Below are 16,006 nucleotides of genomic sequence, written 5' to 3' on the forward strand. Positions count from 1 at the left end.
CCCCAATCGCCGACAGCACCGCGCATCTGAGACGCGCAAAGGTCGCTGTGGGATTGTGAGTTGCTGCATGTTTTTCTCCTTTGATCGGCTACGATCAAAGGAAACATGCAGCGGGTATGCGGTCAGGGAGGACATGCATATGGATTTTCGCCTGTCAGAGGAACAGGAAGCCATCCGTCAGATGGCGCTCGATTTTGCGCGCGACGAACTGGCGCCCAATGCGATCGAGTGGGACCAGGACAAACACTTTCCGGTCGACAAGTTGCAGGCGGCAGCCGCACTCGGTATGGCCGGCATTTACGTACGCGACGATGTCGGTGGCACGGGCCTGACACGGCTTGACGCCGCGATCATCATCGAGGCGCTGGCAACCGGTTGCCCGGCGGTTGCGTCCTTCGTCTCCATCCACAACATGTGCTCCGGCATGATCGACCGCTATGGCACCGACGAGCAGCGCCATCGGCTGCTGCCGAAGCTGCTAAGCATGGAGACGCTTGCAAGCTACTGCCTGACGGAGCCGGGATCCGGTTCCGATGCGGCGGCGCTGAAAACCAAGGCGGTGAAGGACGGCGACAGCTACGTCCTGACCGGACAGAAGCAGTTCATCTCCGGTGCCGGCGTGTCCGGCCTCTATGTCATCATGGCACGAACCGGCGAGGATGGTCCCAAGGGCATCTCGACCTTCGTCGTGGAAAAGGACGCGCCGGGCCTCACCTTCGGGGCGAACGAGAAGAAGATGGGCTGGCATGTGCAGCCGACCCGCGCCGTGATGCTCGATGGCGTGCGCGTCCCCGCTGAAAACCGCCTTGGCGGCGAGGGCGATGGCTTCAAGATCGCCATGGGCGGGCTTGATGGTGGCCGGCTCAATATCGCAGCAGCTTCGCTCGGCGGCGCGCAGGCGGCCTTTGATAGGGCGCTTGCCTATGTTCAGGAGCGCCGCGCCTTCGGCAAGGCGATCGGCGAGTTCCAGGCGCTGCAGTTTCGCCTCGCCGACATGGCGACCGATCTCGAGATTGCCCGCACCTTCCTCTGGCGCGCGGCCTCGGCACTCGACGCCGGCGATCCGGAAGCAACCAAGCTCTGCGCCATGGCCAAGCGATTCGTCACCGATCGCTGCTTTGCCGTTGCCAACGACGCGCTGCAACTCCATGGCGGCTACGGCTATCTCGCCGACTACGGCGTCGAGAAGATTGTCAGGGACCTGAGGGTGCACCAGATACTCGAGGGCACCAACGAGATCATGCGACTGATCGTGGCGCGCTCGATCATCGGCCGGAAATAGGAAGGGTCTTTCATGGAAATGCAGGCGGCAGCACCTGAGGTCATCGTCGAGCGCCAGGGCGCCATCGGCCGTATCAGGCTCAATCGCACAAGGGCGCTGAACAGCCTCAACGTTCCGATGATCCGGTTGATCGCCGAAGCGCTGACGGAGTTCGAAAATGACCCCTCGGTCGCAGCCGTCATGGTGACGGGGGAAGGCGAGCGCGGGCTTTGCGCCGGCGGCGATATCCGCATGATCTACGAGAGCGGGCGCGAGCGGCCGGCCGAAGGCGCGCAGTTCTGGCGTGAGGAGTTCGTCGTCAACAGCCGGATCTCCGCCTACTCCAAGCCCTACATCGCCATCATGGACGGCATCGTCATGGGCGGCGGCGTCGGCATTTCGGCGCATGGCAGCCACCGCATCGTCACCGAGCGCACCCGGCTCGCCATGCCGGAAACCGGCATCGGTTATTTCCCGGATGTCGGCGCCACCTGGCTTTTGCCGCAAGCACCTGGCGAATTCGGTACCTATCTCGGTCTCACGGGTCGCGACATTGCTGCGGCGGACGCGATCCATGCGCGGCTTGCCGATCACTATGTGCCGGCCGCCAAGCTCGATGGACTGTTCTCAATCCTTGGTGGACTGTCGGCCTCAGCCAGCGCAGCGGACGTCGATAATGCAATTCGAAGCGTTGCCGAGGAGGCGTCGGCCTCATCGCTGGCGCCTCATCTCAAGGCGATCGATCGCTGCTTTGCTTTCGACACGGTCGAGGAAATCCTGGCGGCTCTTGAGGCAGAAGACAGTGACTTCGGCTGGGAAACACTGGCGCTGCTTCGCACCCGCTCGGCCTTGAGCATGAAGCTGACGCTCGATCTTCTGCGCGCGGGACGCCGGAGCGCCTCGCTCAACGAATGCCTGGAACGGGAGTACTCGGCCACGCTCGGCATGCTGTCCAATCCCGATTTCTATGAGGGCGTGCGCGCCGCAGTCATCGACAAGGACCGCAACCCGAAATGGTCGGTCGGCCTTTCCGACGTGACGGAAGAGATGCGCTCGCGCTTTGCAAACCGAGATCACCTGCCCTTGTTTGTCGCCTGAGGGAGCGAACTGCTCCGATCGGCGCCGGTCGAACTGCAATTTAGGAGGAGTGAAGATGACGAAAATCGCCTTTATCGGGCTCGGCAACATGGGCGGCCCAATGGCGGGCAATCTGGTGAAGGCCGGCCACGCGGTGACCGGCTTCGATCTGTCGGAGGCTTCGCGTAATGCCGCGGCCAAGACCGGTGTTTCGGTTGCAGGTTCGATCGCGCATGCGGTGCGCGAGGCGGAATGCGTCATCACCATGCTGCCGGCCGGTGCGCACGTGCTTTACGTCTGGGATGAGCTGCTCGGGTTCGTCGATCCCGGCACGCTGCTGATCGATAGCTCGACCATCGACGTCGATAGCGCCCGAAAGGCGCATGCGCTGGCCGAAAAGGCCGATTGCCGTTCGCTCGACGCACCCGTCTCCGGCGGTACAGGCGGCGCTGCCGCAGGCACGCTGACCTTCATGGTCGGTGGTGCCGACGACGCCTTTGCCCGCGGCAAGCCGCTGCTCGACGCCATGGGCAAGAAGATCGTTCATTGCGGCGACGTCGGTGCGGGTCAGGCGGCAAAGATCTGCAACAACATGATCCTCGGCATCTCCATGGCAGGCGTCTGCGAGGCCTTTGTGCTCGCCGAACGTCTCGGCCTGTCGCATCAGGCGCTGTTCGACGTGGCCTCGACCTCGTCCGGCCAGTGCTGGTCGCTGACGACCTATTGCCCGGTGCCGGGACCGGTGCCGACATCGCCTGCCAACAATGATTACAAGCCGGGCTTCGCCGCCAGCCTGATGCTGAAGGACCTGAAGCTGTCGCAACAGGCGGCAAGCACATCAGGCGCCTCGACGCCGATGGGCGCCCAGGCCGCGCAGCTTTACTCGATGTTCGAAAAGCTTGGCCACGGCGGCGAGGATTTTTCCGCGCTCATTCATTTGCTGCGCGGCAATGACGAGGCAAAGCCCGGTTGATCAGACCTTAGAGGAACGGCGCCGCTGCGAAGCGACGCCGTATGTCCTTTGACCCGGTCTCAGGTGTTGGCGCTTAGACCGCAGCCTTAAGCTTGTTGCTGATGTAGCGAAACTCCTGCGTCTTGCCTTCGAAGCCGTAAGCGGCGGCGGAGACTTCATGCACGAGGATGTAGCTTTCCGAGTGCACATTACCGAGCAGTTGCTGGAAGCCGGCAAAGACCGCCTCAAGATAACCCGCCATCTCCTGTTTGGTGTTGGTGCCATCCACAACCTTGATATCGAGCCAGAAGCTGTTGGCGCCCTGGTCGGCGAGTGAGCGGCCACCGGCGAACCAGTGTGCCGGATCGGCGTAGGTGACGACGATTGCCGTGATCGTCGGGTCCTTGTGCAGATGCTTGGCTGTCAGTTCGCTCACAGTGGCAGCTATGCGCTGGGAAAGGGCAGGGTCGGCCTTGCCTGTGACGGTGACATTGATGATGGGCATGGTGGGCTCCGTGTGGTGCGGGTTGGTGTCGACGCCAATGTCGCACTCCTGTTTCTCAATAAAAATCGAATTGTTTTGCATTTATGATTCGATTATCATGAAGTTATGCAGACGCTTGACCCTGACCTGTTGCGCACATTCCTGGCCTTTGCCGAAAGCGGCTCGCTCACGCACGCGGCGACCGTGGTCGGGCGTACCGCATCTGCCGTCACAGCGCAGATGCAACGGCTGGAGGCCGTTATCGGGGAAGAGCTGCTGGCTCCTTCCGGCCGCGGCCGCGTGCTGACGCCGGCTGGCGAAGATGTCGTGGTGCAGGCTCGCAAGATACTCGATGCGCATCGCGACGCCTGGCTCAGCCTCAAGGGCGCGCGCACCGACGGCCGCGTTTCACTCGGCTGCACTCAGGATTTTGCCGACAGCACGCTGCCGATGCTGTTGCAACACTTCGCACGCGCTCACCCGCGTGTGCGGTTGGACCTGCGCGTGGGCCGCTCGAAAGAACTCGTGAGCCAGTACGATCAGGGTGCGGTAGACGTGATGATCATCATGCGGCAAAGCGCGGCGGCTGACGAAGTCGCGGTATTGCGCGAGCCCATGCTCTGGCTGTGCGCATCGCCGAATGTGATGCCCCTCGATGAACAGCTGCCGCTCGCCGTGCTCGATCCGCCATGCGGTTTCCGTTCCGCGGCCATCGACGCGCTTGAGGGAAATCATCGGCCTTACAGGATAGCGGCGACAAGCCCTAGCCTCTCCGGGCTTCGCGCTGCGGTTCGGGCCGGGATCGCGATGACGGCGAGAACGGCGCGCTTTGTCGGGGATGGTGTGGCGATCGCGCCGGAAAGGTTGGCGCTTCCGGCTTTGCCCGACGCCGAATTCAGCCTGCGTCTCAAACGGAATGCGGAAAGGTCCGCGACCACGCTCGCGGACCTGCTTGCCGATGGGCTTTCAAAAGCGGTCGCTGCGCCCTGACCGTCAGTGCCAACGCGATGGGTTACATCTGCACGGTCATGCCACCATCGACCGTCAAGGTGATGCCGTTGACGAAGCTTGAGGCCGGCGAGGCCAGGAAGACGGCTGCAGTGGCTATCTCTTCCGGCCTACCCCAGCGCTTCAACGGGATGCGGACATCGATGAATTGCTGCAGCACCGGATCGGCGGCAAGTGCCGCGTTGGTTTCCGTTGCGAACCAGCCTGGAGCGATGGCGTTGACAGTCAGGCTGTCGGAACCGAGTTCGACCGCAAGCGAGCGGGTCAATGCACCAAGCCCGCCTTTGGCCGCGGTATAGGCAGGATCGCCGGAGCGTGCGGCAAAGGCGGCGATCGAGGTGACGAAGATCAGCCGTCCGGCGTTCGATCGTCGGAGATAGGGCAGCGCCGCCCTAGCCATACCGTAAGCGGCAGTGAGATCGGTGTTGATGAGGGCGGCAAAGCCGGCCGCATCCATGTCGTCGGTACCGCGCCGATCGCGCTCGCCGACGGCGTGAATCAGAATATCCAGCCTCCCGGTGCTGCGTGTCGCCGCGGCCAATATCTCTGCTGCATCCGTGGCGATATCGCCCGGCGCCACCTCGAGCATGATGCCTTCGCTCTCGACCCGATCGCGCGCTGCCTCCAGCGCCAACCGGCCACGACCATTGATCGCCACCGATGCGCCCGCCTTGGCGAGTGCCTTTGCCATCTCGAGGCCAAGTCCACGGCCACCGCCGGTAACCAGTGCGGTTTTTCCGCTGAGATCGAACATCTGTACCTCGATGACCTTGTTGTTTGTCTGTCAAAACTCAGCCAAGTCTCAACAATCGACCTTTAGCGCGTGTCGGTGTCTTCGCCAACCGGTGGAGATGTCGGCGACGCGGCCGCAGCAGGCACTGTCGTTTTGCTGCCGGCGACGACGGGTGTATCCGATATTGCATTTGCACGCCCCGGTAGATTGTGGCATCACGCGCGGGCGCGCCCTGACCGACGGCGCACGAGAAGAGAGAGGTAACAGGATGGTTGTTTCCAACGCCGCCCCCCGGCAGGCACAAGCCGGATCGAAGGGGAATGACGTGGTCGTTCCTGCCCTCTCAACTGTCGGAGGCGGTACCAGCCGCTGCCGCGACAGGATTGTTTTCTCATGTATAAACTCGAGCAAAAGGCCTACTCGGTCGCTCAACCACTTCTGAACACATTGTCCACCCAACACGTTGCCGTTGCCGCGGTGTTGGATGGCACTCTCACCGGAGATATCTGGATCGATGACAGGGTCGATCCGGCGGTTGCCCTCTTGGCAAACGGCGACGCCTTCTACCTCGCGGGTGACCCGGGTCGAGGCTCGGGGAGCTTTGCTGACCTTGGTCGTGAAATCCCTGCCTGGGCCTATCTATTCGTCGACGATCCCTGGGTCGGCCTCCTGGATCGGGTCTGGTCCAATGCGTTTGCCCGGCCGCATCCCCGCATCAGGTTTGGTTTGGCCTATGGCCGGCAGCCTGAAGCTGCAGGTTTGCCGGAAGGCTTCCGCCTGGCGCCGATCGATCGAGCGCTGGTCGAAGCCGCTCCGGGCAATGTCGACACGGTCACGGATCTCTTCGAGGATTGGCCCTCGGCCGATGATTTCCTGCAAAAGGGTGTCGGTTTCTGCATTCTTCATGATGGCGACATCGTCAGCCATTGCGCGACCGACAGCGTGAGCGGCGACAGATGCGAACTGGGTGTCGGCACCGAGCCGGATTTCCGACGGCTGGGGCTGGGCGGGATTGCCGCTGCTGCGACCATCTCGGAGTGCGTCAAAAGAGGCATCCACGGGATCGAATGGCACACCCATGCATCCAACAAGGGCTCCATCGCCATCGCAAGGAACGCCGGACTGGTCGAGACCGACAGGCATTTCGCCTACAGCGGCAACCTGCCCGCCGAAAACATCGGCGACCTCGATGCTGCGACCTGCAAGGACTGGGCACTCCACCTTGAAAAGGCCAGTTTAGAAATCGGCTGGTGCCGTTTTCATGCGGCCGGTGCCTGGGCCCTGATCGGGGAGCGCGATCGGGCGCTGGCCAATATCGGAAAGCTGGTCGAGGGCGGTTGGGAAGGCGAAGCCGAGTGGCTTGAAGGCTACTGGGCCCTGGCATCGCTGATCGATGATCCGCAGTTTCAGTCGCTTGTCGCACGCCACCGGCAGGCGCAGGCCGTTTGATCATAGAATCGGTCGCGCTCCGAGCGGAGCGCGGCCATTTCCGCGCCGAAAATGGGAGCGACAGGCAGCAGGATGACGGATGTATCGACGTCTGAGATTATGTTTCGGCGCTTTACGAATGAGAACCTTGGAGCCTATCGCGCCTGGTTCGCTGACGCCGAAATCGCCCGCTTCCTCTCGTATCCGACTGACGATTGGTTCGCGCATGTGTCAGGCAGCGTGAATGCGCGGTGCTGGGCTGCAATTGCCCCTGATGGGGTGATGCTCGCGGAAATCCAGGTCGACCGGGACGAAGACGGTGTCGGCCATATCGAGTTGGCGGTGCGGCCGGATCTCCGGGGAAAGGGGTACGGAAAGCGGATCCTGCTGGCCTTCTTGAGCGGACCGGGCAGTGTCTTTGCCGAGCTCCATGCCCACGTCGAGATTGACAACGCGGCAAGCCTTTCCTGCTTCAAGAGGTGCAACTTCGTCGTGGCCGCCGAGCAGGACGACGACGAGTTTTGCCTGATGGCCTGGCGGCCCGGAAACTAAAGCGGGCCGCGATCCTTCAAGCCTTTATGGTGCAGTCGTCGAGCACTCACGCTTTTGCACAGCAACCGCACGCCTGTTGAAGTGCCGAGGATAGTCGTTCATCGCTGGCCGCGAATTCGTCTCCAACGCAGTCCTAAAGTTTGCGGGCGAAGACTGCGATCTCCGCAGCGTTCTCCGGGAAGCGTTGGCCGAGCCGGACCAGTCCTTCAAGCGTCTCGTTGCCGACGATGTCGAGCACCTGGCCCATCTGGCCATTGGAGAACGGCTTGAACATGTAGCCCGAGAACGCGAGTTCGCCGAAGCCGGCTTCAACGACCATCTTCTCCAGCGTCTCCCGGTGGAAGACATTGGGCTGCCCGAGTTCGACGTTCCTCTCCGAGAGTTGCGTCGGCGATTGCATCAGGCCCATTTCGACGCCGAGCAGGCGATGAAACGACAAAGCGTTCGGCACGCTGACCAGCAGCGATCCGCCGCGCTTCAGAAGTGCGTTGGCGGCCGACAACATGGTCTGCGGGTTGGTTGTTTCGTGCAGCAGGCCCGATAGCAGAACGGCGTCAAATCCCTCCGGCATTCTCGCCTTTGCCGCGTCGACCCGCTCTTCGAGATAGCCGCGCTCAAGATGGAGCTTGTCGATGGACGCGCGCTTTCGCTCGATCAGGTCGGCATAGAACGAAGGCTCTATCACGAGCCAGCTTTCGATGGACGAGCCGGCGAAATCGAAGCGATCTATCAGCAGATCCGGGCCGCAACCGACCTCGACGACGGACTCCGGCGAAAACGTGTCGAGGAACTCCAGGCAGTTGTCCTGGCGGGCAGTGATGAGATGCCGCTCGAACGCCATGTCGACGAGATACTTCTGGGCATATTCCTCGGCGCCAATCAATTTGGACGCAGTGGCAATGGCGTCAGGCATAGGTCTCGGCTCCAATTGTAGTTTTGATTGCCAATGCGGCTTCCTGGATAATTCCGTCAAGGAAAGGCGTGCCCGCCGAACGGCCGACAAAGCGCAAATTGGGGATGTGTTCGAGGGTATCGCGCTTCAGTTGTGCTGTTGCCTTGCCGTAGTCGACGGTCGGCACAGGAATGATATTGCGATAGAGATCGCTGTGGCTGCCGAGAACGGTGGCCCCGGCATCGATGATGCCGCATCGTCTGCATTCATCCAGCGCGGCACCTGCAAGGTCGGCCGGCAAGAATTCGTCAACGAGGTGTTCGAAGGTTATGATGTGGCTGTCGACTGCGATATCACCGATGTTGTCGTGGAAGATGGCGCGGAAGAAGGCCGGGTGACGGTTGAAGTTCAGCGCATATTCGGCCTGATGGCTGACGGGCCGGTCCACGAGCGCGTGGGAGATCTGCAAATGTCGGAACCGGGGAAGGGCGCCGGGAGAGACACCCATGGCGCGGGCGACGAGTGCAGGCGCGATGGTGCTGATCACGCCTGCCGGGCGGATGACCTCGCCGGAGCGCAGCACGATGCGCTCCACGCGCTGCGTGACAGGTGCGCGGTGAATGTCCTGCACCGCGTCGTTGAACAGGAATGTCACGCCGTCTGCGGCGAGGCTCTGCTGCAGGGCATTGATCCAGGTCGAGATACCGCCGCTCTGCGGACGCAGGAACTGCCGCGCGGCGTTCTTGGGCAGGTCGCTGTAACGTGCGTGGGCGATACGCCCGGCGAGAGCCTCGTCCTCCAGCAGTCTCGACGTTGCCTGATGGTCCCCTGCGATCAGGCGGCGCGGTAGGAACCACTTGACGGCATTCGGTGCCAACTCAGACAAATCCGTTCCAAAGAGCCCGAGCACGGCGTCGCGAACGAGGCCGTTTGTCAACGTCGGCCCGAACCAGTTCAGGCTGTAGTCTTCGGCATTGCCGGCATTTTCGACCGGTTTCGTCGCACGCATCTCGTCGAGCGCAACGCTCAACTGCGCCCCCAGCACGGTCGTATCGAGGCAGGAGCTTTCGAAATTGAAGCTGTCTGCGGTTATGGCGCTCTCGCGCGGCCAACCGTCGTAGTAGACCCAGGAAAACTGGAAGTCGGGGCGGTGGAAGACCGCATCGTCGATCGACTTCGTTCCCGAAAGAACCGGGAGCCGCAGACCGGCATCCAGCCTGTGCGACCGCCCGCCGAGTTCGACGGCGGTCGACTTCCAAAGCCCGCCTGCCGAAGTGCCGGCCTCAATCACTGTTACCGAAGCGCCTTGCGCCCTTGCAAGCGCCGCGCACACGAGCCCTGCGACGCCGGCTCCGATGACAACGAGTTCGGTCATGTCAAACCTTCCAGATCCTGAGCCACATTGTCATGATGCAAAACCCGCTTCCACATTCGCCAACTGCTCCAGATCGACGTCGAAGTGCCAGTGCACTGCGACGCCGGAGCCGAAACGCAGCTTCTGCTTCAGCAGGTTGGTGTTGATCGCGTATCCATCCGACAGGGTGTTGATGCCGAACGACATCACCTTGAAGCTGCTGGCCGCTGTCGCGTCGATCACGCCCGCCAACAGGTAGTCCACGGCGCCGAGTTCTCGTCCGCGCGGATTGGAGGCGATGTATTGGGTGTGGAGCGTTTCGGCGTTGTAGGCAAAACACCATGTTCCGGCGAGAATTTCGCCGTCCGGCCCGTAAGCAAGCCACAGCTGGTTTTCGCCCTCGAGGCGCCGGCGCAGATCGAGCATTTCGGCGAGGCTGTGCACCGGCACGGTCGAATGTCGCTCCTGCAGGTTGCTGGACAGCAGCGTGTGGAAAGCAACCCAATCCGCTTCCTGTTGGGCTTGCCGTAGCTCTACGCCTTTGCGTTCGGCGGCTTTGATCGAGGCGCGCCGTTTGGCGGAAAAGGCGTAGGCTCGGTCGATCCGAATGAAACTCCAGAGATCGGCCCGGCGCACGGTTCCTGTTCTCAAAAGCAACCTCAGATCGCTTTCATCGAATTGTTGTCCGAAGATCGCCGGCACGGTCTTGTAGACGAGCTTGCGATAGCCTCGCTCAAGCAGTGTCCCGGCAACGGCTGAAAGGATGCTGGCCCGCTCCGAAGGGTCGATCACGCTGGCGATCAAGCCGCCGAATGTGCTTCCCGGATGCGAGGCAACGACATCCGTGGCATTCGGTGCGCGCGCCAACGGAATGGCCGCCTTCAGCCGAACGCCGGGATCGCTCCAGACGCACAGGCTTTCGTCCTTGAAGCGCTCGCCATGATATTCGAGAAACCGACGGCTGTGCATGATCGTGCCGACTTGCGTCGTCGGCACGAAGCCGTCCCAGGCCTGCTTGACGCTGTCGTCGTAGGACGTGATGTGATGAACCATGCGCAGTTTCGCCGCTATAGAGTTTCCGCTGACCTTAACGCTTGGCTCGCGGCATCGGTCGGTGATGACGTCCCAAGAGAAGCGAACGGCAAATCTCCGCCGGTCCGTCCATCTCGCAACGTTCTCCGAAATGTTTCCAATCCGGAATATTACTTATGAATTCATAGTCTTGGTGCGGCGACTACGATTGCGTTTCGAGGTCTGCCGCAATCGCGTTGTATTGGCGCAATCTTTTGCCAGGCTTTCCTTCGCTGAGTATTCGGCCCTCTATCATCAATAGGAAAATTAGCCGCGTTCAGGCCGGGACAAGCTTTGTGATCCAGTTTGGGGCGCATAGTTTTCTTGATGGATGAGAATATGATCAAGGTCGCATTGTTTGGAATGGGATATTGGGGGCGAAACCTATTCCGGGTGATTTCCAGCAACCCTGGCCTCCAGTTGGCTGCTGTTGTTGATCCCGCGCCTGGTCTGCAGGAAAGGCTGGCGGCATCTCACCCGAACGTCAAAGTCTACCCCGACGCGGCGCCGGTGATGGCCGACGGCGATATTGATGCGGTTGTCATCGCAACGCCGGTTGCCTCGCACTATGATCTTGCGCGCGCAGCGCTCGACGCCGGCAAGCATGTGATGGTCGAGAAGCCCATGTGCAGCTCGAGCGACGAGGCCGCCGATCTCGTTTTCCGGGCTGCCGCCCGTGGTCTGACCCTGATGGTGGATCACACCTTCCTCTTTCATCCGGCCGTCATGAAGCTCGCCGAACTCGTGCACTCCGAAGCGCTTGGCCGCATCTCCTATTTCGACTCGCAGCGCGTCAATCTCGGCCTGTTTCAGCCCGACGTGAACGTGCTCTGGGATCTGGCTCCGCACGATCTCTCGATCATCGACTATCTGTTCCAGCACGAGCCGGTCGAGATCGAGGCAAGCGGCTATTGCCACGTCAATCCGACCTCTCCTGATATCGCCTACCTGACGTTCCATTATCCCGGATCAATGGTTGCCCATCTCAACCTCAGCTGGATGTCTCCGGTCAAGGTTCGGCGCATCGCCGTCGGCGGCAGTGCCCAGATGGCGGTCTGGGACGATCTCAATCGCGAAGAGCCGCTCAAGGTCTACGATTCGGGCATTACCTTCCAGTCGGAGCAGGAGCGTCACATGATCCTGCCAAGTTACCGTATCGGCTCGGTGCATTCGCCACGCCTTGCGGGATCCGAGCCGCTGGTGGACGTGCTCGAGCATTTCCGCCGCGTCATGCTGGGGCAGGAGCGATGCAAGACGGACGGACGCCTGGGACTTCGGGTCGTGCGCACCCTTGAACAGGCACAGGCCAAGCTGGACTTCAGCCTGCGGCGCGTTCGCAACGGACTGGCGGCCCAGCAGGCAAGTGTCGTCGCGGCGGAATGAGATCCGGCCGATCTGGCGCCTTTTGCAGAATCAACATTTATCAGCGTCGATTGCCTTCCCGACCGCGGCCGGTCGGGCAGGTGCTCGAGTGCAAGGGAAAGAGACATAGATGAACGCGCATTCCACAGTGCCCTTCGTGGACCTGTCGATCCAGTGGAACCAGATTCGCAGCAGCGTCTTGCCTGATATGGAGCGCCTGTTCGAAGCAAGCGCCTTTTGCCTCGGCCCTTGGGCAAAGGACTTCGAGCAACGGATCGCCGAGTATCTTGGCGTACGGCATGCGGTGGCCGTCAGCAGCGGCAGCGCAGCCCTGCACGTGGCCGTGATCGCTGCCGGAATTGTCCCTGGCGACAAGGTCCTGGTTCCGACCCACACCTTCATCGGCACGGTCTGGGGTCTCATCTATGCCGGAGCGATCCCGGTGTTCTGCGACGTCGAGGCAGGCGCCGGCACAATTGACGTGCGCGATGCCGAAAGCAAGCTGGACGAAAAGGTGAAGGCGATCATACCGGTTCACCTCTATGGGCAGCCGGCCGACATGGCGGCGGTTCTCGACTTCGCCCGACGTCACAAGCTTCTGGTGATCGAGGACGTGGCGCAGGCGATCGGCGCCCGCTACGACGGGCAGTCGCTGGGCTCTCTCGGAGACTTTGGCTGCTTCAGCTTCTACCCTGGAAAAAACCTTGGCGCAGCCGGCGAGGGCGGCCTTGTCGTCACCAATGACGATCGCAGCGCCGATGCGATGCGCGCCTTGCGCGACCACGGTCAGGCGCAGCGCTACGTTCACCAGATGATCGGCTACAACTACCGCATGGATGGTATCCAGGCGCTGGTGCTCGGGCACAAGCTCGCACATCTCGACGATTGGACGAACCAACGGCGGCAGATAGCCCAGCGCTACGCCGAGGGTCTGGCCGGGCTTCCCTTGACGCTGCCGGAGACTATCCACGGCGACCACGTGTTCCACCTCTACGTCGTCCGCACACAGCAGCGCGATGCGCTCAAGGGGCATCTTGACGGACATGGCGTGCAGACGGGGCTTCATTACCCGATCCCGCTTCATAAACAGCCATGTTTCGCAGACATGGCATCGGCGCAGGGCAGTTTCCCGGTTGCCGAAGACTATGCGGGCACGGCGCTGTCGCTGCCGATGTTCGCAGGCCTCACCCCGGACCAGCAGGATCGGGTCATCGATGCCGTGAGAAGCTTCTTCGAGCGAGGTGACGAAAATGGCCGCTAAATCGCCCCGCAGGCGGGTCCTGTGTGTCAGGCCGACGCCGAATCCGAACGCCGCACCTCTTCTGCGGAAGATTTCGGATGAGTGGGTGCATGCACTCGCTCTGCATTGCGACGTCGAAACGATCGAGCACGACTTCGATTTCAAAGAGGTCTGCGGCAGATTGAAGCCCGATTTCGTCGTTTTTGACGCCGTCCATTGGGTCCGCCCTCAACGTCTCAACATCACGAACATCGATGCATATGCGGAAATTCCGCGCGTCCTGTACCTCAATTGCGATCCCCATGATCCCATGAGGCCACTGCTTTTCGGCATGTTGGATGCCTACCGCATCGAAGCGATCTTTTGCGGCATCGAGCATTTGCAACACACACCGGAGCTGGAGCGCTTTCCCTGCTATCTCCTGCCTCTGTTCGTCGATAGCAAGATATTCAAGGATCACGCCGTCGAGAAAACGATCCCGATCGCCATCTTCAGCGGTCACCTGTTCCCGGCCTTTTACCCTTGGCGCGCGAAGATCACGCAGGAAATACAACATTTCCTGCCAACGCTGATCTACACGCATCCCGGCTATCAATCCGGCACGCCGGTCCCATTCGAGGTTCGTGATGAAAAATACGCTCGTCTGATATCGCAGAGCTACTTCTCCATCGCCGATACGACCCGGCTGGATTACGTGGTGCGAAAGCACCTGGAGATACCGGCAGCAGGTGCGATCCTGGTCGCGCCGGATTCTGAAGTCGTGAAGCGATATGGGTTCGTCGACCTTCAGAACTGCATTCTGGGTACGGGTGACGAACTCTACACGAAGATCGTCGCGGTATCCTCGAAGCCTGATGTTTACAACCGCATCAAGAACAACGGCTATCGACTGATACAGGACAATTTCACGCGCGAGAAATGGACTTATCTGCTCGATTGGTACGAATGCCAACTAGTGCGCAAGGCTGGCGAAGTCACGCAGCAGACAAGGCAGTTTGGAAAGTTCAGGAATGTGCCGGCGAAGTCAGGCACGCCCGCGATCGAGAATTTCTCGCTTCACGACAATCCGATGTCGGCCATCCTGCGCGACGCCCGTGATGCGATTCTGATCGGCGACGATCTTGTCGAAACCCAGGCGGCCCTCAACGACGCAAGCCAATGGATCGGCCATATCGCCGAGCCGCCGTTCATGCTTGGCATTCTGGCCATGCTTCAGGGGCAGCTCGAGGATGCGATCGTGCTCTTCACCCGCAGAGGCAATGCGCAGGGCCGACTCGATCCGAACATGGGTCGTTTGGACCCGTGTGAAATCGCCTGGCTTCTGCTGCTGTCTGCGCTGTTGAACGACGCAGATCTGCGCGAAATGATGATGCGGCAGGCAGAAACCGTGCCTCATGTCAGCATTCGTCGCGTCATGTGGCTGATATCGGGACCGGTGCAGTGCATCGATTTCGAGAAGGCCGGCCTGGAAGGGCCGATGCCTGGGGATTGCCTCTCCATTCATTGGTTTGGACAGGAAGATTTTCCGCAGTGGCTCGCACTCATGGAGCGAGTCCTGGAAGGCTGCGGTCTCACCGACCAGGCTGCGATGATCCGCGTTTTGGCCGATGGCCTTTCCGGTATCGCCTCAGCGAAAGCGATAGCGGTGTAACCGGCTCGCCGGCCGCCGTGACGGCGGCCGGCCGCAGCGGGTCTGTCTTACTGCATCGTGTAGACGTCGACAGTGAAGTACTTGTCGTTGATCTTCTTGTATGTGCCGTCGGCGCGGATTTCGTCGAGGGCCTTGTTGAGCTTTTCGCGCAGTTCGTTGTCGTCCTGACGCACGGCAATGCCGACGCCTTCGCCGACGAACTTCTTGTCGGTGATCGGCTCGCCGATGATTTCGCAGCAGGCCTTGCCGTCATCGTTCTTCGTCACCCAATCCAGAAGCGGCAGCATGTCGCCGACCTGAAGATCGAGACGGCCGTTGACCATATCGAGGTTGGCTTCGTCCTGCGTCGGATAGAGCTTGATCTCGGCGTCCGGATAGGTGGCGGTGATGAAATCGGCCTGCGTGGTGCCCGACTGCGCGCCGATCACCTTGCCCTTGAGGGCCTCGTTGGTAAACGTGGTGATGCTGGCGCCCTTTGGCGCTACATGCGTCATCGCTGCAAGATAGTAGGGATTGGTGAAGGCGACCTGTTTCTTGCGGTCCTCGGTGATGAACATCGAGGCGATGATGAGGTCGTATTTCTTGGCGAGAAGACCGGGGATGATGCCGTCCCAATCCTGCGCGACAACCTCGCACTCCGCCTTCATGCGCTCGCAAAGCGCCAGCCCGATATCAACATCGAAGCCGCCGATCTTGCCGGCCGAATCGATGAAGTTGAAAGGCGGATAGGCGCCTTCGGTGCCGATCTTGATCTTGTCGGCGGCGCCGGCCGAACTTGCCGTCGCCATGACAGCCAGTGCGATCGCTGCAATCTGCTTTTTCATCGTCGTTCCCCTTGTTGGCGCATCATTCTTGATGCTTGCGGAGAACAGTATGTCCGGTCTTCCTATAAGCGAAATAGATAGGCGCGATAATCGGTATTGTTTCGATTGATTGTGATC

Annotated in this window: 15 protein-coding genes; 9 read left to right on the top strand and 6 right to left on the bottom strand. The window is 61.1% G+C overall.

Features of this window, described 5'->3' with window-relative positions:
• Positions 1-139 precede the first annotated feature (139 nt).
• Genes LPJGGPFB_RS21135 through mmsB form a run of 3 tightly spaced genes read left to right on the top strand, consistent with a single transcriptional unit; the run spans position 140 to position 3,311 of the window.
• The gene (locus LPJGGPFB_RS21135; protein WP_173421873.1) at positions 140-1,282 is read left to right on the top strand and encodes an isobutyryl-CoA dehydrogenase; all 1,143 of its coding nucleotides are present in this window, start codon (positions 140-142) and stop codon (positions 1,280-1,282) included.
• Between the two features lie 12 nt (positions 1,283-1,294).
• The gene (locus tag LPJGGPFB_RS21140) at positions 1,295-2,359 is read left to right on the top strand and encodes an enoyl-CoA hydratase/isomerase family protein (protein WP_173421874.1); all 1,065 of its coding nucleotides are present in this window, start codon (positions 1,295-1,297) and stop codon (positions 2,357-2,359) included.
• 55 nt (positions 2,360-2,414) lie between these two features.
• Positions 2,415-3,311 carry a 3-hydroxyisobutyrate dehydrogenase gene (gene mmsB, locus LPJGGPFB_RS21145; RefSeq protein ID WP_173421875.1) on the top strand — a complete coding sequence of 299 codons (897 nt, stop codon included), beginning with the start codon at positions 2,415-2,417 and terminating at the stop codon, positions 3,309-3,311.
• 73 nt (positions 3,312-3,384) lie between these two features.
• On the opposite strand, the gene LPJGGPFB_RS21150 is transcribed toward mmsB, so the two are convergent.
• Positions 3,385-3,795, bottom strand: a complete 411-nt coding sequence (locus LPJGGPFB_RS21150) for a tautomerase family protein (RefSeq protein WP_173421876.1) — start codon at positions 3,793-3,795, stop codon at positions 3,385-3,387.
• Positions 3,796-3,900: 105 nt separating this feature from the next.
• Between LPJGGPFB_RS21150 and LPJGGPFB_RS21155 the strand changes: the two genes are divergently transcribed.
• Positions 3,901-4,764, top strand: coding sequence for a LysR substrate-binding domain-containing protein (locus tag LPJGGPFB_RS21155; RefSeq protein ID WP_173421877.1), 864 nt, complete (start codon positions 3,901-3,903; stop codon positions 4,762-4,764).
• A 22-nt stretch (positions 4,765-4,786) separates the two neighbouring features.
• Here LPJGGPFB_RS21155 and LPJGGPFB_RS21160 read toward each other — a convergent pair whose 3' ends face one another.
• Positions 4,787-5,536 (bottom strand): SDR family oxidoreductase, encoded by a 750-nt coding sequence (locus LPJGGPFB_RS21160; protein ID WP_173421878.1) that lies wholly within the window; start codon positions 5,534-5,536, stop codon positions 4,787-4,789.
• Positions 5,537-5,908: 372 nt separating this feature from the next.
• Here LPJGGPFB_RS21160 and LPJGGPFB_RS21165 point away from each other — a divergent pair, with 372 nt between their 5' ends.
• Complete coding sequence (locus LPJGGPFB_RS21165; RefSeq protein WP_173421879.1) at positions 5,909-6,964, top strand: GNAT family N-acetyltransferase; 1,056 nt, start codon at positions 5,909-5,911, stop codon at positions 6,962-6,964.
• Between the two features lie 72 nt (positions 6,965-7,036).
• Entirely contained in the window at positions 7,037-7,495 is a 459-nt protein-coding gene (locus tag LPJGGPFB_RS21170; protein WP_173421880.1) for a GNAT family N-acetyltransferase, read from the top strand.
• 133 nt (positions 7,496-7,628) lie between these two features.
• Here the strand turns inward: LPJGGPFB_RS21170 and LPJGGPFB_RS21175 are convergent, their stop codons facing one another.
• Genes LPJGGPFB_RS21175 through LPJGGPFB_RS21185 form a run of 3 tightly spaced genes read right to left on the bottom strand, consistent with a single transcriptional unit; the run spans position 7,629 to position 10,794 of the window.
• A complete protein-coding gene (locus LPJGGPFB_RS21175; protein WP_173421881.1) occupies positions 7,629-8,408 on the bottom strand; it encodes a class I SAM-dependent methyltransferase in 780 nt (259 codons plus the stop codon).
• The gene (locus LPJGGPFB_RS21180; protein ID WP_173421882.1) at positions 8,401-9,762 is read right to left on the bottom strand and encodes an NAD(P)-binding protein; all 1,362 of its coding nucleotides are present in this window, start codon (positions 9,760-9,762) and stop codon (positions 8,401-8,403) included. The genes LPJGGPFB_RS21175 and LPJGGPFB_RS21180 overlap by 8 nt, the downstream gene beginning before the upstream one ends.
• 30 nt (positions 9,763-9,792) lie before the next feature.
• Positions 9,793-10,794, bottom strand: a complete 1,002-nt coding sequence (locus LPJGGPFB_RS21185) for a GNAT family N-acetyltransferase (protein ID WP_173421883.1) — start codon at positions 10,792-10,794, stop codon at positions 9,793-9,795.
• 357 nt (positions 10,795-11,151) lie between these two features.
• On the opposite strand from LPJGGPFB_RS21185, the gene LPJGGPFB_RS21190 reads away from it, so the two are divergent.
• From LPJGGPFB_RS21190 to LPJGGPFB_RS21200, 3 genes are all read left to right on the top strand, one after another.
• Positions 11,152-12,195: a Gfo/Idh/MocA family protein gene (locus LPJGGPFB_RS21190; protein ID WP_173421884.1), complete on the top strand. Its 1,044-nt coding sequence runs from the start codon at positions 11,152-11,154 to the stop codon at positions 12,193-12,195.
• Between the two features lie 109 nt (positions 12,196-12,304).
• The gene (locus LPJGGPFB_RS21195) at positions 12,305-13,435 is read left to right on the top strand and encodes a DegT/DnrJ/EryC1/StrS family aminotransferase (RefSeq protein ID WP_173421885.1); all 1,131 of its coding nucleotides are present in this window, start codon (positions 12,305-12,307) and stop codon (positions 13,433-13,435) included.
• Positions 13,425-15,065 carry a glycosyltransferase gene (locus tag LPJGGPFB_RS21200; protein WP_173421886.1) on the top strand — a complete coding sequence of 547 codons (1,641 nt, stop codon included), beginning with the start codon at positions 13,425-13,427 and terminating at the stop codon, positions 15,063-15,065. The genes LPJGGPFB_RS21195 and LPJGGPFB_RS21200 overlap by 11 nt, the downstream gene beginning before the upstream one ends.
• Positions 15,066-15,112: 47 nt before the next feature.
• On the opposite strand, the gene LPJGGPFB_RS21205 is transcribed toward LPJGGPFB_RS21200, so the two are convergent.
• The gene (locus tag LPJGGPFB_RS21205; RefSeq protein WP_173421887.1) at positions 15,113-15,889 is read right to left on the bottom strand and encodes an ABC transporter substrate-binding protein; all 777 of its coding nucleotides are present in this window, start codon (positions 15,887-15,889) and stop codon (positions 15,113-15,115) included.
• Positions 15,890-16,006 lie beyond the last annotated feature (117 nt).

Origin of the sequence: Ensifer adhaerens, from assembly GCF_013283195.1 — a bacterium.
In the GTDB taxonomy this organism is placed as follows: Bacteria; Pseudomonadota; Alphaproteobacteria; order Rhizobiales; family Rhizobiaceae; genus Ensifer; species Ensifer adhaerens_G.

What these genes read in the sequence shown, in the direction of transcription:
- LPJGGPFB_RS21135 (WP_173421873.1), top strand. Translation starts at nt 140, where the DNA reads ATGGATTTTCGCCTGTCAGAGGAACAGGAAGCCATCCGTCAGATGGCG.
- LPJGGPFB_RS21140 (WP_173421874.1), top strand. Translation starts at nt 1,295, where the DNA reads ATGGAAATGCAGGCGGCAGCACCTGAGGTCATCGTCGAGCGCCAGGGC.
- mmsB (WP_173421875.1), top strand. Translation starts at nt 2,415, where the DNA reads ATGACGAAAATCGCCTTTATCGGGCTCGGCAACATGGGCGGCCCAATG.
- LPJGGPFB_RS21150 (WP_173421876.1), bottom strand. Translation starts at nt 3,795, where the DNA reads ATGCCCATCATCAATGTCACCGTCACAGGCAAGGCCGACCCTGCCCTT.
- LPJGGPFB_RS21155 (WP_173421877.1), top strand. Translation starts at nt 3,901, where the DNA reads ATGCAGACGCTTGACCCTGACCTGTTGCGCACATTCCTGGCCTTTGCC.
- LPJGGPFB_RS21160 (WP_173421878.1), bottom strand. Translation starts at nt 5,536, where the DNA reads ATGTTCGATCTCAGCGGAAAAACCGCACTGGTTACCGGCGGTGGCCGT.
- LPJGGPFB_RS21165 (WP_173421879.1), top strand. Translation starts at nt 5,909, where the DNA reads ATGTATAAACTCGAGCAAAAGGCCTACTCGGTCGCTCAACCACTTCTG.
- LPJGGPFB_RS21170 (WP_173421880.1), top strand. Translation starts at nt 7,037, where the DNA reads ATGACGGATGTATCGACGTCTGAGATTATGTTTCGGCGCTTTACGAAT.
- LPJGGPFB_RS21175 (WP_173421881.1), bottom strand. Translation starts at nt 8,408, where the DNA reads ATGCCTGACGCCATTGCCACTGCGTCCAAATTGATTGGCGCCGAGGAA.
- LPJGGPFB_RS21180 (WP_173421882.1), bottom strand. Translation starts at nt 9,762, where the DNA reads ATGACCGAACTCGTTGTCATCGGAGCCGGCGTCGCAGGGCTCGTGTGC.
- LPJGGPFB_RS21185 (WP_173421883.1), bottom strand. Translation starts at nt 10,794, where the DNA reads ATGGTTCATCACATCACGTCCTACGACGACAGCGTCAAGCAGGCCTGG.
- LPJGGPFB_RS21190 (WP_173421884.1), top strand. Translation starts at nt 11,152, where the DNA reads ATGATCAAGGTCGCATTGTTTGGAATGGGATATTGGGGGCGAAACCTA.
- LPJGGPFB_RS21195 (WP_173421885.1), top strand. Translation starts at nt 12,305, where the DNA reads ATGAACGCGCATTCCACAGTGCCCTTCGTGGACCTGTCGATCCAGTGG.
- LPJGGPFB_RS21200 (WP_173421886.1), top strand. Translation starts at nt 13,425, where the DNA reads ATGGCCGCTAAATCGCCCCGCAGGCGGGTCCTGTGTGTCAGGCCGACG.
- LPJGGPFB_RS21205 (WP_173421887.1), bottom strand. Translation starts at nt 15,889, where the DNA reads ATGAAAAAGCAGATTGCAGCGATCGCACTGGCTGTCATGGCGACGGCA.